We start from the raw sequence: 21493 nt of genomic DNA, 5'->3' as shown, positions 1-21493 counted from the left end.
AGCGGAGAAAGCATGAAAAACGATAACTGAAATATGGGTTATTCCATGTAGTTCATCTAGTTAGGAGCTTTTATGCAAGAGGTGAGTGTATCTCAATCGAAGTGGGGAAAAACAATTACGACGGTAATTTTTTCTCTGCTTTCTTTAATTTTATTAGTGGCTGGTATATGGCTGGCTGCATTATGGCTTTATAGCATCGGCTTACTTGTTACATTGATTTGGTCTTTGTGGGAGGTAGGTACTGATTTCTGGGCATTAGCGCCACGAGTTGATATTTGGTTTTTACTCGGTGTGTGGTTATTGTTTCCATTTACTAATCGAATATTAGCTCAACATAGCAGTATTAAAGCAGCAAAAGGCAGCTTATCTGTGGTGATGTTAGCAGTATTGGCAGTGTTAGGATATAGTATTTTTAATGATCCACAAGAAATCAATGGCACTATTAGCCGCGCACAACCAGAAAATAGTACACCAGTTGCTGGCGTTGCTGAGGCAGATTGGCCAGCGTATGGACGTACGCAAGCTGGCGAGCGTTACTCACCGCTTAATCAAATTAATGTGGATAATGTGAAAAATCTAGAAGTAGCGTAGACATATCACACAGAAGATATGAAAACAGAGAGAGATTCTGGCGAAAGTACTTATGAAGTAACACCGATTAAAGTGGATAACACCCTTTATCTCTGTACTACACACCAATTTTTAGATGCAGTTGATGCCGAAACAGGTAAACGGTTATGGCGTTTTGATCCGCATTTAGCACCAACCAAACGTTTCCAACACATGACGTGTCGAGGCGTTTCTTACTATGATGAGAAAACTGCTGCAGTAATTAATCCAAAAAGTGCTTCGGTGAGTGATAGTGTGCCGTCAGCTGTGTGCCCACGTAAAATCTTATTACCTGTCAATGATGGACGTTTAATTGCAGTGAATGCAGACACCGGCGAGGTTTGTAGCGATTTTGGTGAGAAAGGAACAATCAATTTAAGAAAGAAAATGCCTTATGATTATCCGGGTGGATATAATCCAACCTCACCAGCAGTTGTGACCGCTTCAACCATTATTATTGGCGGATCAGTAACAGACAATTTATCTAATAAAGAGCCGTCTGGTGTAATTCGTGGTTATGATGTCAATAGTGGCGAACTTAAATGGGTATTTGACACTGGAGCGCAAGATCCAAATGCAATGCCGGGTGAAGATACTGACTTTGTGCATAATTCACCAAATGCTTGGGCACCGCTTGCTTATGATGCGGAAAGAGATATTGTCTATATTCCGACTGGCGTTGGTACACCGGATATTTGGGGCGGTAACCGTACAAATTTAAAAGAACGTTATGCAAATTCTGTATTGGCATTAAATGCAACAACAGGAAAATTGTTGTGGAGTTTCCAAACCACACACCACGATTTATGGGATATGGACGTTCCGTCACAGCCGTCACTTGGCGATTATCAATTACCGAATGGACAGAAAGTTCCAGCGATTTATGTATTGACTAAAACAGGTAATCTCTTTGTCTTAAATCGTGAAACTGGAGAACCGCTTATTCCGGTAGAAGAGCGTCCAGTACCACAAACCGTTGCACGTGGTCCACAAACTTTTGGTGAACATTATTCTGCAACTCAACCATTTACTGAAATTAATTTAGCACCACCTGGAAAATTAACTGATAAAGATATGTGGGGTGCAACTATGTTCGATCAGTTGATGTGCCGTATTATCTTTAAAGGGCTAAATTATGATGGTATTTATACACCACCGTCAGAAAATGGTACTTTAGTGTTCCCTGGTAATCTTGGGGTATTTGAATGGGGCGGTTTATCATTGAATAGTGATCGACAAGTTGCCGTAATGAATCCTCTTGCTTTACCGTTTGTATCAAAATTGAAAAGAGAAGATCCAAATCGTGCTGAAACCATTAAAGGTAGCGGTACGGAAGGCGGCTTCCAACCAATGTATGGTACACCATATAGTGTTAGCCTTGAGCCATTCCTTTCACCATTAGGTTTACCATGTAAACAACCAGGTTGGGGATATATTGCTGGCGTTGATTTAACTACTCATAAGATTGTGTGGAAAAAACGTATTGGTACCATTCGTGATAGCTTACCGAAACTTATGCAGTTACCGCCGTTGAAGATTGGGGTACCGGGACTTGGTGGTGTTATTTCCACTGCCGGCGGTGTAATGTTTGTTGCAGCGACACAAGACAATTACATTCGTGCATTTAATGTGAGTAATGGTGAACAACTCTGGCAAGCTCGTTTACCAGCTGGTGGACAAGCAACACCAATGACATATATGCAAAATGGTAAACAATATATTGTCATTATGGCTGGTGGCCACAGTTCATTTGGTACGAAATTAGGCGATTCGTTAGTTGCTTATAAGTTGCCAGATGCTAAGTAAGTTAGTTGTTTAAAATTAGTGATTTCAAAATCTGTACCGAATACTATTTCTTGGTGTAAGGTACAGATTTTTTTTATGTTTTTTATCTTAAACCTGCCAAGAAAGTAAAGCCCATTTAGCTTGCCCATGTTTGATTGGTGTGTTGCTATTTATTCTTTCATTATAAAAGTTTTCTAATGCCAATTTTTCATTGTTAGTTAAACCACCTAAAGTGAATTCAACTGATTTCAGTAAATCGTTAAAGTTTTCCCCTTGATAGGTTGCAACATCTGAATGGATAAAAGTAAGTTCGGCTTGGATTCCTCGTTGGTATAAGCGATTGAGTAAATAGATATAAGAGGGAAATCCAGCATCATGTTCACGTCCTATGGCACGCAATAGATCAGGATCTAAAAAATGCGCTTGGGTGGTGGCAGTAAGATAAACGCGTTTTTTTGCTTTACTAATTATTTTATCAATGGCTTGGTCTAAATCACTGACTAGAGTTGAACGGGAAGCTACAACAACATCAGCTTGCGGTACATTATCCCAACTTTCTTCCCAAGAGGTGTGGATAGTTGAGATATTAGAGAGATGCCAACGCTGTTGATATTGAGTAAGGACGGATAACATACCTTGACTATAATCTAACGCATAAACATATTGGCACTGTTTTGCTAACGGCAAAGCGAGTGTTCCCGGTCCACAACCAATATCCAGCACAGTTTCATTAGGCTGTATATTAATTGCTTTTAATAATGTTTCTGTATAGTGGCTAGTTTGTTCAACGAGATGTTTTGCCATTTTTTCTGCTTTGGCATCCCATTTTTCAGCAGGAATATGATGATGATTACAGGATGTAAGGTGTTGATAATAAAGGGAGGAAAAATCTATATCGAAGATGGTTTTCATATTATATTCCTTACTAAATTTTTGTGGCCAAAACAGCAACAGTGTATAAGGAATAAGGGTAAAAAGAAACCGCCATCAATAATGAATTAATGGCGGTTTCTGCTTTATCAATTATTGTCTAGCAACCATTTTGTCGTTTTCAAAATCAATTTCAATGGTCTTATCTGGTAATAAGACACCAGACAAAATTTGTTGTGCAAGAGGGTTTTCCACTAAGTTTTGAATTGCACGTTTTAATGGTCTTGCCCCATAAACAGGATCGTAGCCAACTTGACCTAAATAGTCTAAGGCGTGATCGCTGAAATGTAAGCGATAACCATGTTCTTGCATCCGTTTGATTAAACGTCCTAATTGGATAGACGCAATCGCACGAATATTTTCTTTACCAAGTGGATGGAACACGACTGTTTCATCAATACGGTTGATAAATTCTGGACGGAAATGTTGTCCAACTACTGACATTACTAACTCTTTCATTTCGCCATAATCAAGCTCTTCGGTATGAGATTGAATTAAATCTGAACCTAAGTTAGATGTCATAATTACTACTGTATTACGAAAATCAACAGTACGACCCTGACCATCGGTTAAACGTCCATCATCTAAAACTTGCAACAAAATGTTGAACACATCACGATGTGCTTTTTCCACTTCATCTAACAGAATAACAGAATATGGACGGCGACGAACGGCTTCGGTTAAGTAACCACCTTCTTCATAACCAACATATCCTGGAGGTGCACCGACTAAACGAGAAACGGAATGTTTTTCCATAAACTCAGACATATCAATACGCACCATCGCATCTTCACTATCAAACATAAAGTTAGCTAGTGTTTTACAGAGTTCGGTTTTACCAACCCCTGTTGGTCCTAAGAAAAGGAATGAACCAATTGGACGATTAGGATCAGCCAAACCTGCACGACTACGACGAATTGCGTTGGCTACGGCTTCCACTGCTTCATTTTGTCCAATAACACGTTTGTGTAGTTCATCTTCCATACGTAAAAGTTTTTCTTTTTCACCTTCCATCATACGGGCAACTGGAATACCTGTTGCACGAGAAAGCACTTCCGCAATCTCTTCATCAGTAACACGATAACGCAATAATGTCATCTCTTTACCTTCAGCATTTTCCGCTTGTTCCAATTGTTTTTCTAAACTTGGAATGGTGCTGTATTTTAATTCTGACATTTTAGCAATATCGCCGGCACGATAAGCTTGTTCCATTTGTGTTTTCGCACTGTCTAACTGAGCTTTGATATGTTGTGCACCAGAAAGAGAGGCTTTTTCACTTTTCCAAACTTCTTCTAATTCAGAGTATTCTTTTTCCTTTTCACTTAACTCTTTTTCCAACATTTCAAGTCGTTTACGGCTAGCGTCATCTTCTTCTTTTTGTAACGCTTGTTGTTCCAATTTAAGTTGGATAATACGGCGTTCCAATTTGTCTAATGGTTGTGGTTTAGAGTCAATTTCCATACGAATGCTTGATGCCGCTTCATCAATCAGGTCAATTGCTTTATCTGGCAACTGACGATCAGAGATGTAACGATGTGATAATGTCGCTGCAGCAACAATCGCAGGGTCAGTAATTTGTACGTGGTGGTGGATTTCGTAACGCTCTTTCAAACCACGCAAGATCGCAATAGTATCTTCAACACTCGGTTCATCGACCAATACCTTTTGGAAACGACGCTCTAATGCAGCATCTTTTTCAATATATTGGCGATATTCATCCAAAGTAGTTGCCCCAACGCAATGCAATTCACCACGAGCTAATGATGGTTTTAATAAGTTACCAGCATCCATTGCACCATCAGTTTTACCTGCACCCACCATTGTGTGAATTTCATCAATAAAGAGAATGACTCGCCCCTCTTCTTTGGCAATTTCGTTTAAAACTGCTTTTAAACGTTCTTCAAATTCACCACGATATTTTGCCCCAGCAATTAAAGCACCCATATCAAGCGAAAGCACACGTTTATGACGTAAGCCTTCAGGTACTTCACCATTTACAATACGTTGTGCTAACCCCTCAACGATAGCGGTTTTACCAACACCCGGTTCCCCGATTAATACAGGGTTGTTTTTAGTACGACGTTGTAGCACTTGAATAGTACGGCGAATTTCATCATCACGTCCAATAACCGGATCAAGTTTTCCACTTTCCGCACGAGCTGTTAAGTCAATGGTATATTTTTGTAATGCTTGGCGAGTTTCTTCTGCACCAGCATCATTGACATTTTCTCCGCCACGCATCTTATCAATGCTTGCGATTAAATTTTGTTTTGTTAAGCCATTTTTCTTTAACAGATCGCTTAACTTATCTGAACTTTCTAACGCAGCTAATACAAAAAGTTCAGATGAAATAAATTTATCATTACGTTGTTGTGCAAACTTATCGCATAAATTCAACATTCTTAATAATGCAGGTGACACTTGGACATCGCCGCCATTACCTGATACACGCGGTAAGCGATCAATTTCTTGTGTAATAGCTTGGCGTAGTTGTGCTGCATTGACACCAGCAGAGGTTAATAACGGTGCAATAGAACCACCTTCTTGTTGTAGTAAAACACTCATTAAGTGTAATGGTTCGATATATTGCTGATCTTTACCTAAAGCAAGAGATTGTGCTTCAGCTAAAGCCTGTTGGAATTTGGTTGTAAATTTTTCAATATTCATATAATCCTCCTCGACGATACTTCGTCATTCGCGAGGCATAAGATGGGTATGTGTTAAATAGTTTCAAGGGGAAAATGCAAAATTTATATGCAAAAAGTTGAATATGAAAAAATAAGGTAAATGAACTTGATTAGAGGAAATTGCAAATATGAGAAGATGCGTTATGATCTTTGCCTCTCGTTTTAATTTGCAAGAAATCAATGACAACATCACAACTTCGTTATCTGCATTTACAAGTGAACCGAAAGTTAACCTCGTGTTTGCAAACGGCAGAAAGATTTTTTCAATGTCAGTTTGCACGTCCAACAATTAGCTATAAGCTGCGCGGTATGAAAGCAGGGGTAGCTTATTTACAGCAATGGGAAATACGCTTAAATCCAACATTGTTGCTAGAAAATCAACAAGCCTTTATTGATGAAGTTGTCCCACACGAATTGGCACATTTATTAGTGTACAAACAGTTTGGTCGAGTACAGCCACATGGCAAAGAGTGGCAGATGGTGATGAATAAGGTGTTTAAGTTAGAGGCAAGAACTAGACATCAATTTGCAGTAGAGAGCGTGCAAGGGGAAACTTATCTATATCGTTGTGCTTGCCAATTACACCATTTAACTAAAAGAAGACATAATAAGATTTTGCGGGAAGGCGTGGAGTATTTCTGTAAAAAATGTAAGACAAAGTTACAGATTGCAAAACTTGAGAATGAAACTACTAAATTTTAATGACTATGCTATATTTTCGCAGATTTATTTAATCACAATAGGAGAGGATATATGAAAAAACTATTAATTGCTGCGTTAGGCGCATTAGCAGTAGCTTCAATGGCCAATGCTGAAGTTTATGTACAAGGAGATTTAGGGTACGCAAAATTAAAAACTTCAGGATTTGAACATAGTGGTAATTTTAGCGGTTCTAGTTTTTCACCGAGTATTGCAGTAGGTTATAAAATGGGCGATTGGCGTACTGCGTTAGATTATACCTATTATGGAAAAGCAGACAGTAGTTATTCCGATGAAGGCGTGACAGGAAAAGCGGATGTTAAGGCAAAAGGCTTTGGTGTATCTGCAATTTATGATATTGACTTAAATACAGTATTGAAACCTTATGTTGGTGTGCGTGTTTCTAGTAACCAAGTGACAGTAAAAGATAATTATGTCCAAAAAGACTCTGCTGGCAGAGATATTCGAAGTTATGAAAAAGATTCATCAACTAAATTTGGTTATGGTGCAATGGTTGGGGCAAATTATGGTTTAGCGCCAAATTTAGATCTTAATACTGCATTAGAATACAACCGTTTAGGTAATTGGGATGGCGTAAAATTAAATCAATATGGTTTAAAAGTAGGGCTTAAATATTCGTTCTAAGTGACTTTTCTCTAATTAAGAAAGTGTGATCTGCAAAGATCGCACTTTTTTATTACCTAAAATCTTGAAATCTCTTTTTTCACACCTATTTTATCCAGCCGATGTGCGACGATAATCGTCACTGTTTAGTTTTTGTATGTTGGTTGATACCGAGAAGGGAATATATATGAGTAAAAATCAAGAAACCAGAGGCTTTCAATCAGAAGTAAAACAACTTCTGCAATTAATGATCCATTCACTTTATTCTAATAAAGAAATCTTTTTAAGAGAGTTAATTTCTAATGCGTCTGATGCAGCGGATAAATTACGTTTCAAAGCATTGTCTGCACCAGAATTGTATGAAGGTAATGGTGATTTGAAAGTTCGTATCAGTTTTGATGCGGATAAAGGTACTTTAACCATTAGTGATAATGGTATTGGTATGACTCGTGAACAGGCGATTGAACATCTTGGTACGATTGCAAAATCAGGTACAAAAGAATTTCTTTCTTCATTGGGTACAGAACAAGCAAAAGATAGTCAATTAATTGGACAATTCGGGGTAGGCTTCTATTCTGCATTTATTGTTGCTGATAAAGTCACCGTAAAAACACGTACTGCTGGTGTAAGTGCGGATCAAGGGGTACTTTGGGAATCTGTAGGTGAAGGCGAATTTAGCGTTGCCGATATTGAGAAAAAAGATCGTGGTACAGAAATTACCTTGCATTTACGTGAAGATGAAAAAGAGTTTTTAAACGAATGGCGTTTACGTGAAATTATCGGTAAATACTCAGATCATATTGGTTTACCAGTAGAAATCCTGACTAAAGAGTATGATGAAGAAGGCAAAGAAACAGGCGTTAAATGGGAAAAAATTAATAAAGCACAAGCGCTTTGGACTCGTTCTAAGTCAGAAATCAGTGATGAAGAGTATAAAGAGTTTTATAAACATTTGAGCCACGATTTTGCTGATCCAATATTATGGGCACATAATAAAGTTGAAGGAAATCAAGAATATACTAGCTTATTGTATTTGCCAGCGAAAGCGCCTTGGGATCTCTTTAATCGTGAGCAAAAACACGGATTAAAATTGTATGTGCAACGTGTCTTTATTATGGATGATGCCGAACAATTTATGCCTAACTATCTACGTTTTGTGAAAGGATTAATTGATTCTAATGACTTGCCATTAAACGTTTCACGTGAAATTTTACAAGATAATAAAGTGACTGCTGCTTTACGTAAGGCATTGACTAAACGTGCATTAGGAATGTTGGAAAAATTGGCGAAAGATGAAGACCAAAGTAAATATCAACAATTCTGGCAAGAGTTTGGCTTGGTATTGAAAGAAGGTCCAGCGGAAGATCCAACCAATAAAGAAGAAATTGCGAAATTATTACGTTTTGCTTCAACACATAACGATAGTAGCGAACAAACCGTATCATTAACGGATTATGTTGCTCGTATGAAAGAGGGACAAAAAGCGATTTACTATATTACAGCGGATAGTTATACCGCAGCGAAAAATAGCCCGCATTTAGAGATCTTCAATAAGAAAGGTATTGAAGTATTATTACTTTCCGATCGTATTGATGAATGGATGTTAAGTTATTTAACCGAGTTTGATGGTAAACCATTACAAACTATTACTAAGTCAGATCTTGATTTAGGTGATTTGGCGGATAAAGAGGAAGAAAGTAAGCAAAAAGAAGATGATCAAGCCTTTACTTCTTTCATTGAACGAGTGAAAACGTTATTGGGTGAACGCGTTAAAGATGTGCGTTTAACTCATCGTTTAAGTGAAACACCTGCAATTGTTTCTACAGATAGCGATCAAATGACTACACAAATGGCAAAATTGTTTGCGGCAGCAGGGCAAAAAATGCCAGAAGTGAAATATACGTTTGAACTTAATCCAGAACATCATTTAGTGAAGAAAGTGGCGGATATTGCTGATGAACAACAATTTGCTGAGTGGGTAGAGTTATTATTCGATCAAGCCCTGTTAGCAGAACGTGGCACATTAGAAAATCCAACCGCCTTTATTAAGCGAGTAAATAAACTATTATCTTAATAGGTTCTTAAGAAGAAAAAAGTCCGCCAGTTGGTGGACTTTTTGATCCTTTTCTTTAAGGGTTCTTTTTAAGAGCCTGACGCAATTTTTTTCGTTTGTGCATAAAAAAGCCCACGATGTCATAGAGGATGCCAGGTACGGCTACGCATGCCATAAATATTGGATTAATGTCTTTTGCCAAGACGAGAAAAGCTGACAGTATAAGGATAAATACTGTACTCAAGAATGGAAGGCAAAGACCAATTATGCAGATAATCACAAAGATGACCCAAATCCCGAATGTGATCTCTTCGCCCATGAACCAATAGTACATGTCATAACTTTGAAAAAGGAATGTCAAAATGTAGATAACAATCAAGATGCCATGAAGGGAATATAAGGGAATTATTGTGAGTTTCATAATAGGCCTTTGGAACATAAGTATATGTTAATGTATCTATTATAGAGATTCTATTTGTTGTTACAGTAAAAATCTAGATCACAATGTTATCAACCCCTCCTCACAAAATGAAAATACCTGATTTTTTCCAATAATTAAGTGATCTAATACTCGTACATCAATTAATTGGCAGATCTGCTGAATATTTTTGGTAATTTGAATATCTTGCTGACTAGGTGTAGTAATGCCTGAAGGATGATTATGAGCCAAGATTAATGCTGCTGCATTATATTGTAAGGATAGTTTGATAATCTCTCTAGGGTGAACTTGGGTGCTATTGATCGTACCTTGAAATAGAATTTCTTGTTTAATTAGATAATGTTGATTATCCAAGAATAACACCATAAAAACTTCGCGTTGTTGTGTTGCTAATTCACTCTGTAAATATAATTTAGTACATTCAATATTATTAAATAGCGGCTGCTGCTTCAGTTCTTCACTTAAATAACGTTTTGTCATTTCCACGCAGGCTTGTAGTTGAATATATTGGGTAATACCTAATCCTTTTACTTCACAAAATTGCGTTATAGAGGCGGTGAGTAATTCACGCAAAGAACCAAAGTGTGATAATGCGTTATTGGCTAATGTCATTACAGGACAATTCTTAAAACCAGTGCGTAAAAAAATAGCTAACAACTCTTGATCGGTGAGATGAGCTGCACCTTGTTGTAATAATTTTTCTCGAGGCATTAAATCAGTCATAAGTTTATAATTAGATTGGTGAAACTCTTCATATTTATATTATGACAAAGGTGTTTAAGTTGATTCTGAATAGCTTTTTTGGAAAGAGTGTCACAAAATTGAAAAAAATCATTTTTTAGCGGAATAAAACAAAGGGTAAATTGGCAGGGTAGTAAATATCCAGTAGAATGCTTTATCTTTTGTTGATTTTTCTAGAGGTTATCAACTCGTGGATAATATACTCCAACAAAAACGGATTTTGGTCGGTATTACTGGCGGTATTGCAGCATATAAAACGATTGAGTTTATTCGTTTATTACGTAAGCAAAATGCAGAAGTCAGAGTAGTGTTAACCGAAGCTGCATCCCATTTTGTTTCCCCTCTGACTTTACAAGCGATTTCAGGTAACGCAGTTTCACAATCTTTATTTGATCCACAAGCTGAATTGGCAATGGGACATATTGAATTAGCAAAATGGGCGGATGCGATTGTGATTGCACCAGCCACTGCCGATTTTCTAGCTCGGTTTAATTTAGGATTAGCGAATGATTTGTTAACCACTTTATGTTTAGCTACATCAGCGCCGATTTTTATCGCACCAGCGATGAATCAACAAATGTATGCACAAACAGTAGTACAGCAACATCTTAGTTCTCTACGTCAACGAGGTATTACTATTATTGGACCAAATAGTGGTGAACAAGCCTGTGGTGATGTTGGTGCCGGTCGAATGTCAGAGCCGGCAGAAATTTTTACTGAGGTAGCTGATGTATTTTGTCGTGAGCAGCCATTAGCTGGGATAACAGTGGCGATTACTGCTGGACCAACTCAAGAACCTATTGATCCAGTTCGTTATATTTCCAATTACAGTTCCGGCAAAATGGGTTATGCAATTGCAGAGGCCTTTGCACAGCAAGGTGCAACCGTAACTTTAATTAGTGGACCAGTGAATTTAACGACACCATCTAATGTGAAAAAAATCGCCGTAACCACAGCACAACAGATGTGGCAACAAGCAATGGCGGCAGCTGTTACGCATCAAATTTTTATTGGCTGTGCCGCAGTAGCGGATTATCGGGTGGCAGAAATTGCACCACAAAAAATAAAGAAAAGTGGTGATGAATTAACATTAAAATTGGTGAAAAATCCTGATATTATTGCCGATGTTGGTCATCTTAAAGAACACCGACCTTTTACTGTTGGTTTTGCTGCTGAAACGCAAGATGTGGAAAATTATGCAAAAGATAAGTTGGTACGTAAGCAATTAGATTTAATTTGTGCTAATGATGTTTCGATTGCAGGGCAAGGATTTAGTAGTGATCAAAATGCGTTACAACTTTTTTGGCATAAAGGTAGTATAACTTTACCGTTAACCAATAAGCGGCAATTAGCGGAACAATTAGTCAACCATATTATTAATCTTTATCAAACAACAAAAAATAATGATGAAAAAAATTGATGTCAAAATTCTTGATGCACGTATTGGTAGTGAGTTTCCATTGCCAAGTTATGCAACAGAAGGATCTGCTGGTTTAGATCTTCGTGCTTTAACTGATGAAAAAATCGTATTGCAGCCAGGGGAAACTCGTCTAATTCCTACTGGACTTTCTATTTATATTGCAGATCCAACATTAGCTGCAGTGATTTTGCCTCGTTCAGGTTTAGGACATAAACATGGGATTGTGTTAGGTAATTTGGTGGGATTGATTGATTCAGATTATCAAGGTCCATTAATGATTTCTGCGTGGAATCGTAGCCAACAACCTTTCACCATTGAAGTCGGTGATCGCATTGCACAGCTTGTGTTTGTTCCTGTCGTACAAGCTGAATTTAATATTGTGACTGATTTTGAACAGACAGAACGAGGCAGCGGTGGATTTGGTCATACAGGAAAATAAGCCAAAAAAGAAGATCGAGAAGCGATCATTAGCGGCGAGAAGGCAACAAGTATTGACGATTGTTGCGCATTTATTACATTCTGAACAAGGAATGGAACGCATTACAACGGCAAAATTAGCTGAAGCTGTGGGCGTTTCAGAAGCAGCGTTATATCGCTATTTTCCGAGTAAAACGAAGATCTTTGAAGCGTTAATTGAACAAATTGAAACGGTATTGTTGCAACGTATTACACAATCAATGAAGATGCAGACTGATACCAAAATGCGAGTGCATGATATCTTACAAATGGTATTAACTTTTGCGCAAAAGAATCCGGGATTAACGCGAATTTTAACTGGACATGCCTTGATGTTTGAGGATAAGTCTTTACAAATAAGAGTAGCCACGTTTTTTGATCGCTTGGAATTACAATTGGTGAATGTATTACAAATGCGAAAATTGCGTGAAGGACGTGGTTTTAAAGTGGATGAGCGTGTGATTGCTGGTCATTTGGTTTTATTATGTGAAGGGCAATTTATGCGTTATGTACGTTCAAATTTCCGTCATTTACCAAGTCAAGATTTTGCTACGCAATGGCAATTGATCGAGCCACTTTTTGATTAGGTATTAGCATGATTATTCCATGGCAAGAATTAAGTGAAACTGCTTTGCGTAATATTGCACAAAGTTTTATTTTGCGAGAAGGGACGGATTACGGTGTAAGAGAATTAACTTTAGCCGAAAAAGAAGAGCGATTATTGCAACAAATTAAATCAGGAAAGATTGTGATTGTGTGGTCAGAGCTGCATCAATCAGTGGATCTTAAGGAAAAACGGGAATTTTTAAGACAATCTGAGCAAAATATGCTATAAAAACAGAGTCTTAAATCTCGATTCAATCTCATAAGTGTTGGTGGTATGGATATGAAAGAAGAAATTGAAATGCAGCAGGATGATACGGGGATAACACATGCAAATGACCCGACTTTAGAATGGTTTTTATCTCATTGCCACATTCACAAATACCCTTCCAAAAGTACTTTAATCAATGCAGGCGAAAAAGCCGAAACGCTTTATTATTTAATTAAAGGTTCTGTCGCTGTTTTAGTAAAAGATGATGAAGGGAAAGAGATGATTCTCTCTTACCTCAGTCAAGGTGAATTCTTTGGTGAAATTGGTCTATTTGAAGAAGTAAAAGTACGTACTGCATGGGTTAAAGCGAAAACAACTTGTGAAGTAGCGGAAATTTCATATAAAAAGTTCCGTCAATTAATTCAAGTTAACCCAGAAATTTTAATGTATCTTGCTGCACAATTAGCTCGCCGTTTACAGAATACGTCTAAACAAGTGAGTAATTTGGCCTTCTTGGATGTAACAGGGCGTATTGCACAAACATTATTACATTTGGCGAAAATGCCAGAAGCGATGACCCATCCTGAAGGGATGCAAATTAAAATTACTCGTCAGGAAATTGGGCAAATCGTAGGTTGTTCACGTGAAACGGTAGGACGCATTTTGAAAATGTTAGAAGATCAAGGATTGATCTCTGCACATGGTAAAACAATTGTTGTTTATGGTACGAGGTAAACTAATTACTAATTTTATCTAACGATAAGGAAAAATGATGAAAAAAGAGGAAATGGGACATAATTTTTTGGCTCGCTTAGGTAAAACACGTCTTCGTCCAGGTGGTAAGAAAGGTACAGATTGGTTAATTGCTAATGCTGACTTAAACAAAGATAAAAAAGTGCTAGAAGTTGCTTGTAATATGGGAACTACGGCGATTGGTTTAGCTTCTCAATTTGGTTGTCAGATTGAAGGTGTTGATCTTGATGAGCAAGCTTTAGCTAAGGCACAAAAGAATATTACCGAGGCGAAATTAGATCATTTAATTCATGTACAAAGAGCAAATGCAATGAAATTGCCGTTTGCTGACAATTCGTTTGATGTGGTAATTAATGAAGCGATGCTGACAATGTTGCCATTGGAAGCAAAACATAAGGCAGTTGCGGAGTATTTTCGTGTGTTAAAACCGGGCGGTTTTTTATTGACTCACGACGTAATGTTGTTAGAACAAAATGCAGAAACCATTTTGGCTACTTTGCGTGATGTGATTAATGTTAGTGTCACACCATTAAGCAAAGAAGGGTGGAAGGATTTATTTAAAGAAGCTGGTTTTAGTAACGTGGATACCTATTCGGGTGAAATGACGCTATTATCACCAAAAGGTATGATTTATGATGAAGGTGTGTTGGGAACGTTAAAAATTGTTCGCAACGCGGTTAAACCAGAAAATCGAGTTACTTTTAAAAAGATGTTTAAATTCTTTAATGATCCACAAAATAAGCTGAATTTTATTGCAGTATGTAGCCAAAAATAGCCTTTCTTATAAAAAGCGGTCTTGTTGCAACAAGACCGTCTTTTTATCTCTTCACTAAAGACAATACCTCAACCACTTGTACACTACTCATCCGCCACTGAATATTAATATCCCATAAAGTCATTCCATAAACACGTTCTGAAAGTTGCTGTTTCTGATAAGCAGGGCGTGGATCTTGCTGTAATACTTCTTCAATTAAACTAATAAGATGAGGATATTTTGTTGCTAAGGTAGTAGCTTGTTGTTGGGCTAATGGTGAAAAAATTACCTGTAATGTGACTTCAGGCTTAGTTTGTGCAAAGCTAGATTGCGCCAACGGTTCGCTATCGGCATAAGCAAGATAAGGTTTAATGTCAAAAATTGGTGTGCCATTAACAAGATCAACGCTGCCTAGATGCAGTAACACTTTACCTTGCGTAATCTCAATATGATCTAAACGTACTTTTGATAAACCAAGTGGATTAGGGCGATGAGTTGAACGTGAAGCAAATACACCAACACGTTGATTGCCACCTAAACGTGGTGGACGGACGGTCGGCGACCATTTACCAGCAGGAATACGATCAAACTGAAAAATCAGCCATAAATGAGAAAATTGCTCAAGACCTCTTACAGATTCAGGAATATTGTAAGGTGGCAAGAGTTCGAGAATACCTGTGCCATGTTGAACTAGTTCTGGTTGTCGGGGTACAGAAAATTTTTCCGTATAAGGGGTATGAATAATTGCAATAGGCTGTAATTCAATGGACATATTTGCCTCTTATGCCAATAAATAAGTAGTTACATTCAAAGGATTTCGGGTAAAATTATCAACTTATTTTATAAAAGCAATTGTATTGCGGCTAGATAGCGCGTAGTAATAAAAATTTAGAGAAGTGGATGAAATCAAACAAATGTAAAATGTGGTTTGAAACCGCAAGACCAAAGACATTACCATTAGCGATAGCTTCTATTGTAACGGGTTCTGCCTTAGCTTATTACCATCAACAATTTAATGGCATGATTGCTTTTCTTGCCTTAATTACGGCAACTTTATTACAAATTGTTTCGAATTTTGCCAATGATTATGGTGATCATGTTAAAGGTTCAGATACAGCGGAAAGAATTGGACCTTTAAGAGGGATTCAGCAAGGAGTGATTAGTTTTGCTCAATTGCGTGTAGGATTAATCTTAGTGACATTGGCAAGTATGGTATCTGGCGTGGCATTGATAGCAGTAGCTTGTCAAACGTGGGATGATGTTATTGCTTTCGTGGTGTTAGGTGTATTGGCGATTATTGCTTCGATTACCTATACCGTAGGTAAAAAGCCTTATGGTTATATGGGATTAGGCGATCTTTCCGTCTTTATTTTCTTTGGTTTGTTAGGCGTTGGCGGAACTTTTTACTTACAAGCTCATTATTTAGATGCTAGCATTTTTTTGCCAGCAGTGATGTCTGGTTTATTGGCAGTAGCAGTACTAAATATCAATAATTTACGTGATATTGAGCAAGATAAAAAGTCGGGTAAAAATACCTTGATTGTCCGTATTGGTGCCACATATGGTCGTTATTATCATGTCGGCTTATTGGCATTAGCAGCACTTTGCGCATTAAGTTTTGCCTTTAGTTATTTTCAATATTGGTATAGCTTCTTATTTATTGTGATTTTACCGTTACTGATTAAGCACGCTATCTTTGTATTACGTCATAAAGATGCGTTGGAATTGCGTCCAATGCTTGCACAAATGGCTAAACTGGCACTATTATTTAACATTATTTTTAGTTTGGGATTATATTTAGAATAATTTTTATCCTAAGATTTTTAAAAAAGGAAAACACTATGAGAATTGACACATCAGAACTCTGCGATATTTACTTGGATCAAGTTGATGTTGTTGACCCAATTTTTTCTAGCTTCGGAGGTATTTCAGCTTTTTCAGGGAAAATTACCACCGTAAAATGCTTTGAGAGCAATGGTTTAATTGCAGAAGTATTAGATGAAGATGGTCATGGGCGAGTGTTATTAGTTGATGGTGGTGGCGCAGTGCGTCGTGCCTTGATTGATGCCGAGTTGGCTCAATTAGCAGCTGATAATGGTTGGGAAGGCATTATTGTTTATGGTGCAGTGCGCCAAATCGATCAATTAGAAAATATAGATATTGGTATTCAGGCGTTAGCGCCAATTCCTGTTTCAGCAGATGAACAAACTATCGGTGAAGTAGATGTACCAGTGAATTTTGGTGGTGTTTCTTTCTTACCAGAGGATTTTGTCTATGCAGATCTTACTGGAATTATTTTGTCGCCTGAACAGCTAGATTTACCAGATGATAGTGAAGAATAAATTTATTGTACAGTAACCTCATCGCTTGATGAGGTTACTTTTTTATAGGGATTAGGCAGGTGCATTGTGCTGGAGATTAGTCACTTAGATCATTTAGTGCTGACGGTTGCTGATATCGAACGTACAGTCACTTTTTATCAAAAGTTGGGAATGCAGAAACAAATTTTTGCTGGCGGACGTATTGCACTGGGTTTTGGTAAGCAAAAAATTAATTTACATCAATTGGGGAAAGAATTTGAGCCAAAAGCTGGGTGTGTGCAGGCAGGTAGTGCCGATCTTTGTTTTATCATTAAGCAACCGCTTGAGGTAGTAATTGAAGAATTAAAACAACAAAATATTCGTATTGAGCAAGGGATTGTAACGAGAACGGGTGCAGTTGGTGCGATTCGTTCGATTTATGTGAGAGATCCTGATAATAATTTAATTGAGTTATCGAATTATTTATAAATGCACAAAGTATAAACCTGCTATAACTGGATATAGCAGGTTTTGCAAAGCTAGTTTATATTCTCGATTTGCGCTGTTGATGGTGTGATACGTGTGACGAGAAGTTGGTCTATTTTATAATGGTCAATATCAACCACTTCAAATTTAAAGCCTTCAAATTCAACAACATCGGCAGGACGAGGAATTTTACGTAAGCGATACATCATAAATCCTGCAATAGTTTCATAATTCTCCCATTCAGGAAAATCATTATCGATAGCTAAAGCGTGTTTGACATTCTCAATTGGGGTTGAACCTTCAATTAGCCAGGAGTTTTCGTCACGTTTAATAATTTGTTGATCTTGTTCAATTGGTGCCACCCAATCTCCCATAACAGTGATCATAATATCGGATAAAGTAATTACGCCGACCACTAACGCATATTCATTCATTACTACAGCAAATTTCTCTTTAGTAGCACGAAAACGATCGAGTAGTTCAGATAATGTCAATGTGTCAGGAATAATCAATACATTACGGATAGTTGATTCATTCAGTTGAATCAGTGATTGATTATTTAAGATTTTCACCAAAATATCTTTGGTATCAACATAACCAATTACCTGATCGATATTTTCATTACAAACTAAAAATTTAGAGTAAGGATAATCGGCAATTTTTTGGCGGATACTTTGTTCGGAATCTTTTAAAGTGAAATAGACGACATTTTCACGCGTTGTCATACTAGAAGGGACAGTACGCTCTTCTAATTCAAATACATTTTCAATGAAATGATGTTCTTGTTGTTGTAATACCCCAGCTTGGGCACCTGCATCCATTACCGCCGAAATATCATCAAAGGTGATGTTATCATCACGATTAATGTTCATTTTAAATAGACGGAAGATCGTATTAGCAACGGCATTGATAATCCAAGTTAGTGGTTTGCAAATGGTAATAAAAAAGGTAATTGGGCGAATTAATGTCACAGCAATTTTTTCTGGAGCAATCATCGCCATCCGTTTTGGCATTAAATCAGCAAACAGAATAAACAAAGAAGTCACCAAAGAAAATGATAAGCTAAATCCGATTGTTTCTGCCCATTCACCTTGATAGAACTGTTCAACTAATCCAACAAAATAGGGACGAAAAGCGGATTCACCTAAGATACCACCCAAAATAGCCACTGCATTGAGTCCAATTTGTGATGCGGCGAAAAAATCAGCGGAATTTTCTTGTAACCATAAGACCTTATTAGCACGTTCGTCACCGTTTTCTGCTAATAATTTGAGCTTAATTTTGCGTGCGCCAGCAATAGCAATTTCAGAGATAGATAAGAAACTTGAGGCGGCAATTAAAGCAACAATAACAATAAGATTTTGAAAAATACTCACAAAACACCTATGAACGTTAATAATTTACTCACCAAAAACGATCATTATTCTACTCTAAAAAGGTAGAGGTGGGAAAATTACTTGTCGTGATTAGTGAAAGCAAGCTGGTTATATAGAGAGGAAATAAATCCACCATAATGGGTAATTGTTTTTATCTAGTGAATACCTTAGCATTTTTGTCAGCTATTTTGTTATGTTTTAAGGAGTAATTATGAGTGCAGTATCTGTAAAAGAATCCCCATTTTCAGCAGCAGAAATTGCACATTGGCAAGCTGCAAATTATCAAGGCATTATTTCATTTGTTGAATCTGGTTATCATACCCGTCATCGTGAGCAATTACCTGAATTAATTGAGTTAGCGCAGAAAGTTGAAAGTGTACATAAAGATAGTCAAGCTTGTCCTGTTGGTACCGCTGCAATTCTTGAAAAAATTTATCAAGATCTTGAAATGCATATGCGTAAAGAGGAACAAATTTTATTTCAAATGATCAAAGCTGGTCAGTATGGAATGGCGAGAATGCCGATTCAAGTAATGCTTTCAGAACATGATGAAGCAGAAGAAGATTTAAAAACATTATTAGCGGTAACCCATAATTTGACTTTACCAGCAGATGCGTGTGGATCATGGCAAGCGCTTTATGATGGTATTGCCAAATTTGTTGCCGATCTGTCACAACATATCTATTTTGAAAATGAAATTTTCTTTGCCCGCGTTGTTGCTGAAAGTCGTTAATGACTGATTAAATTAGAATTAGATTTTGTGAAAACTACATATTGCAATGATATGTAGTTTTTATTTTTTCATCTGCTAAAAAAAATCACTTTTCCAGTGTGTAAATAAAGAACTTTTTATGTCGCACTCTGTCAAAACAGCGGTTTAATTATTTATTTGGTATAAGGATTATGTAGTTTATGCAGATAAAAACACTCTCTTTACGTTCCGCAACGTTAATCTGTTTAGTGTCTCTTTATTTCACCTTCATTTTAAATTACGCGTTTTACGCTAAAGTATTGACGATTCACCCATTTACAGGTGCAAAAGAAGATTATTTCTTATTAACCGTTCCTTTATTTGTATTCTTTGTGCTAAACGCAGTATTTCAGTTATTGGCATTTCCTTTCTTACATAAAGTAGTGGTACCGGCATTGCTAATTATTAGTGCGGCGATTGGTTATAGTGAAATCTTCCTCGATGTTTATTTCACCACCGATATGTTAGAAAACGTGTTGCAGACTAATTTTGCTGAGAGTTCACGAACCGTTACTTTACCTTATCTTCTTTGGGTAATCGGATTTGGAGTCATTCCAGCTATTCTCTATATTTTCGTTAAAGTAGATTATCGTTGTTGGTATAAAGAATTGGCATATCGTATTGGTATGATTTTGCTTTCTGCGGTGGTAATTTTGGGTATCGCAAAAGTGTTTTATCAAGATTATGCTGCTTTCGTTCGCAATAACAAAAGTGTACCAGCGTTGATCGTACCATCCAATTTCATTAGCGCTGGTATTAACGAGATTAAACGTGTTCGACAAGCGAATATGCCATATACACAACTAGGATTAGATTCTTCTCAGGAAAAACCAGATGATTATCGTCATCTGACAGTTGTTGTCGTTGGGGAAACGACACGAGCACAAAATTGGGGTCTGAATGGTTATAAATTCCAAACAACACCGATGTTGGCTGCAAGAGGAGATAAGATTATCAACTTTAAGCATGTAACTAGCTGCGGTACCTCAACAGCGGTTTCGGTTCCTTGTATGTTCTCAGGAATGGGGCGGGATAATTACGACGCAGTCAAAGCCTCGCATCAAGATAATATTTTAGATGTATTGCAACGTGCTGGCGTTGAGATTATGTGGTTGGAAGATAATAGTGACTGTAAAGGCGTTTGTTTAAGAGTACCAAATAAAAACATTACCGAATTAAATGATCCAAAATATTGTAAAGATGGTGAATGTTTAGACAATATCCTGCTTTCGTATATTGATGAAGTGATTAATAGTACCAAGAAAGATACGGTACTAGTGCTGCATACGATTGGTAATCATGGGCCAACTTATTATGAACGCTATACCCCAGAATATCGCCGTTTTACTCCAACTTGTGATACGAATGAAATTCAGAAATGTACTAATGAGCAGTTAGTTAATACCTATAACAACGGTATTCTCTATATTGATCAATTTATTGATAAAGTGATTCAAAAAGTCGAAGCGCATCCAGAATTGGAATCAGCTGTGTATTATCTTTCTGATCATGGTGAATCTTTGGGCGAGAATGGCGTATATTTGCATGGAACGCCTTATGCGATTGCGCCAGAGCAACAAACTCGCGTACCAATGGTGATGTGGTTCTCAGATCGTTTCAGACAAAATGAAAATATTGATTTTGACTGTTTACGTAAGAATGCGGAACAACAATCTTATTCGCAAGATAATTTATATAGCACATTATTTGGCTTAATGGATATGAATCCAAGCACTTCGGTATATCAAAAGAAATTAGATATTATTGCGCAATGTAAGAAGATGTAGTGAGGTAAAAGCGAGATAAAAATGTGCGA

The 21493-nt window shown here is 37.2% G+C and carries 19 protein-coding genes and 1 pseudogene; 15 read left to right on the top strand and 5 right to left on the bottom strand.

Annotation, left to right across the window (positions count from 1 at the left end; translation table 11 throughout):
• Positions 1-72 precede the first annotated feature (72 nt).
• Positions 73-2415 (top strand): annotated as a pseudogene (locus NYR30_RS10945) (membrane-bound PQQ-dependent dehydrogenase, glucose/quinate/shikimate family).
• Positions 2416-2502: 87 nt separating this feature from the next.
• Here NYR30_RS10945 and NYR30_RS10940 read toward each other — a convergent pair.
• Together NYR30_RS10940 and clpB are read right to left on the bottom strand one after the other, a co-directional pair.
• Positions 2503-3306 (bottom strand): class I SAM-dependent methyltransferase, encoded by an 804-nt coding sequence (locus tag NYR30_RS10940; protein WP_066421376.1) that lies wholly within the window; start codon positions 3304-3306, stop codon positions 2503-2505.
• Between the two features lie 111 nt (positions 3307-3417).
• The gene (gene clpB / locus NYR30_RS10935) at positions 3418-5991 is read right to left on the bottom strand and encodes an ATP-dependent chaperone ClpB (protein WP_066421379.1); all 2574 of its coding nucleotides are present in this window, start codon (positions 5989-5991) and stop codon (positions 3418-3420) included.
• A 200-nt stretch (positions 5992-6191) separates the two neighbouring features.
• Between clpB and NYR30_RS10930 the strand changes: the two genes are divergently transcribed.
• The 3 genes from NYR30_RS10930 (at position 6192) to htpG (ending at position 9408) form a co-directional block, all read left to right on the top strand.
• Complete coding sequence (locus NYR30_RS10930; RefSeq protein ID WP_302501108.1) at positions 6192-6713, top strand: SprT family zinc-dependent metalloprotease; 522 nt, start codon at positions 6192-6194, stop codon at positions 6711-6713.
• A 51-nt stretch (positions 6714-6764) separates the two neighbouring features.
• Positions 6765-7355 (top strand): opacity family porin, encoded by a 591-nt coding sequence (locus NYR30_RS10925; RefSeq protein WP_066421389.1) that lies wholly within the window; start codon positions 6765-6767, stop codon positions 7353-7355.
• Between the two features lie 166 nt (positions 7356-7521).
• Positions 7522-9408: a molecular chaperone HtpG gene (htpG, locus tag NYR30_RS10920; protein ID WP_302501105.1), complete on the top strand. Its 1887-nt coding sequence runs from the start codon at positions 7522-7524 to the stop codon at positions 9406-9408.
• A 478-nt stretch (positions 9409-9886) separates the two neighbouring features.
• On the opposite strand, the gene radC is transcribed toward htpG, so the two are convergent.
• A complete protein-coding gene (radC, locus tag NYR30_RS10915; protein WP_066109541.1) occupies positions 9887-10549 on the bottom strand; it encodes a RadC family protein in 663 nt (220 codons plus the stop codon).
• A gap of 217 nt (positions 10550-10766) precedes the next feature.
• On the opposite strand from radC, the gene coaBC reads away from it, so the two are divergent.
• Genes coaBC through NYR30_RS10885 form a run of 6 tightly spaced genes read left to right on the top strand, consistent with a single transcriptional unit; the run spans position 10767 to position 14785 of the window.
• Positions 10767-11987: a bifunctional phosphopantothenoylcysteine decarboxylase/phosphopantothenate--cysteine ligase CoaBC gene (gene coaBC, locus NYR30_RS10910; RefSeq protein ID WP_414146303.1), complete on the top strand. Its 1221-nt coding sequence runs from the start codon at positions 10767-10769 to the stop codon at positions 11985-11987.
• Positions 11974-12426 (top strand): dUTP diphosphatase, encoded by a 453-nt coding sequence (gene dut, locus NYR30_RS10905; protein ID WP_066421409.1) that lies wholly within the window; start codon positions 11974-11976, stop codon positions 12424-12426. The genes coaBC and dut overlap by 14 nt, the downstream gene beginning before the upstream one ends.
• Positions 12401-13030: a nucleoid occlusion factor SlmA gene (gene slmA / locus NYR30_RS10900; RefSeq protein WP_066111250.1), complete on the top strand. Its 630-nt coding sequence runs from the start codon at positions 12401-12403 to the stop codon at positions 13028-13030. Before dut ends, slmA begins: the two co-directional genes overlap by 26 nt.
• 8 nt (positions 13031-13038) lie before the next feature.
• Positions 13039-13278, top strand: coding sequence for a YheU family protein (locus NYR30_RS10895; RefSeq protein WP_066111252.1), 240 nt, complete (start codon positions 13039-13041; stop codon positions 13276-13278).
• Positions 13279-13323: 45 nt separating this feature from the next.
• A complete protein-coding gene (gene crp / locus NYR30_RS10890; protein ID WP_414146302.1) occupies positions 13324-13992 on the top strand; it encodes a cAMP-activated global transcriptional regulator CRP in 669 nt (222 codons plus the stop codon).
• Between the two features lie 37 nt (positions 13993-14029).
• Positions 14030-14785 carry a class I SAM-dependent methyltransferase gene (locus NYR30_RS10885; protein WP_066109524.1) on the top strand — a complete coding sequence of 252 codons (756 nt, stop codon included), beginning with the start codon at positions 14030-14032 and terminating at the stop codon, positions 14783-14785.
• A 43-nt stretch (positions 14786-14828) separates the two neighbouring features.
• On the opposite strand, the gene tsaA is transcribed toward NYR30_RS10885, so the two are convergent.
• Complete coding sequence (gene tsaA, locus NYR30_RS10880) at positions 14829-15536, bottom strand: tRNA (N6-threonylcarbamoyladenosine(37)-N6)-methyltransferase TrmO (protein ID WP_066111254.1); 708 nt, start codon at positions 15534-15536, stop codon at positions 14829-14831.
• A 128-nt stretch (positions 15537-15664) separates the two neighbouring features.
• Here tsaA and NYR30_RS10875 point away from each other — a divergent pair, with 128 nt between their 5' ends.
• The 3 genes from NYR30_RS10875 (at position 15665) to NYR30_RS10865 (ending at position 17553) form a co-directional block, all read left to right on the top strand.
• Positions 15665-16570, top strand: a complete 906-nt coding sequence (locus NYR30_RS10875; RefSeq protein WP_066111256.1) for a 1,4-dihydroxy-2-naphthoate polyprenyltransferase — start codon at positions 15665-15667, stop codon at positions 16568-16570.
• Positions 16571-16605: 35 nt separating this feature from the next.
• Positions 16606-17106 carry a ribonuclease E activity regulator RraA gene (gene rraA, locus NYR30_RS10870; protein ID WP_066109514.1) on the top strand — a complete coding sequence of 167 codons (501 nt, stop codon included), beginning with the start codon at positions 16606-16608 and terminating at the stop codon, positions 17104-17106.
• Positions 17107-17172: 66 nt separating this feature from the next.
• Entirely contained in the window at positions 17173-17553 is a 381-nt protein-coding gene (locus NYR30_RS10865; RefSeq protein WP_066111258.1) for a VOC family protein, read from the top strand.
• Positions 17554-17603: 50 nt separating this feature from the next.
• Here the strand turns inward: NYR30_RS10865 and paeA are convergent, their stop codons facing one another.
• A complete protein-coding gene (paeA, locus tag NYR30_RS10860) occupies positions 17604-18926 on the bottom strand; it encodes a polyamine export protein PaeA (RefSeq protein ID WP_066111260.1) in 1323 nt (440 codons plus the stop codon).
• A gap of 211 nt (positions 18927-19137) precedes the next feature.
• Here paeA and NYR30_RS10855 point away from each other — a divergent pair, with 211 nt between their 5' ends.
• The gene (locus tag NYR30_RS10855) at positions 19138-19659 is read left to right on the top strand and encodes a hemerythrin domain-containing protein (RefSeq protein WP_066111262.1); all 522 of its coding nucleotides are present in this window, start codon (positions 19138-19140) and stop codon (positions 19657-19659) included.
• 179 nt (positions 19660-19838) lie between these two features.
• Positions 19839-21464, top strand: a complete 1626-nt coding sequence (locus NYR30_RS10850; protein WP_302501095.1) for a phosphoethanolamine transferase — start codon at positions 19839-19841, stop codon at positions 21462-21464.
• The last annotated feature ends 29 nt before the right edge of the window (positions 21465-21493 follow it).

It is taken from the genome of Gallibacterium salpingitidis (genome assembly GCF_030517105.1).
In the GTDB taxonomy this organism is placed as follows: Bacteria; Pseudomonadota; Gammaproteobacteria; order Enterobacterales; family Pasteurellaceae; genus Gallibacterium; species Gallibacterium salpingitidis.
This window is presented reverse-complemented; position numbering and strand designations above follow the sequence as displayed.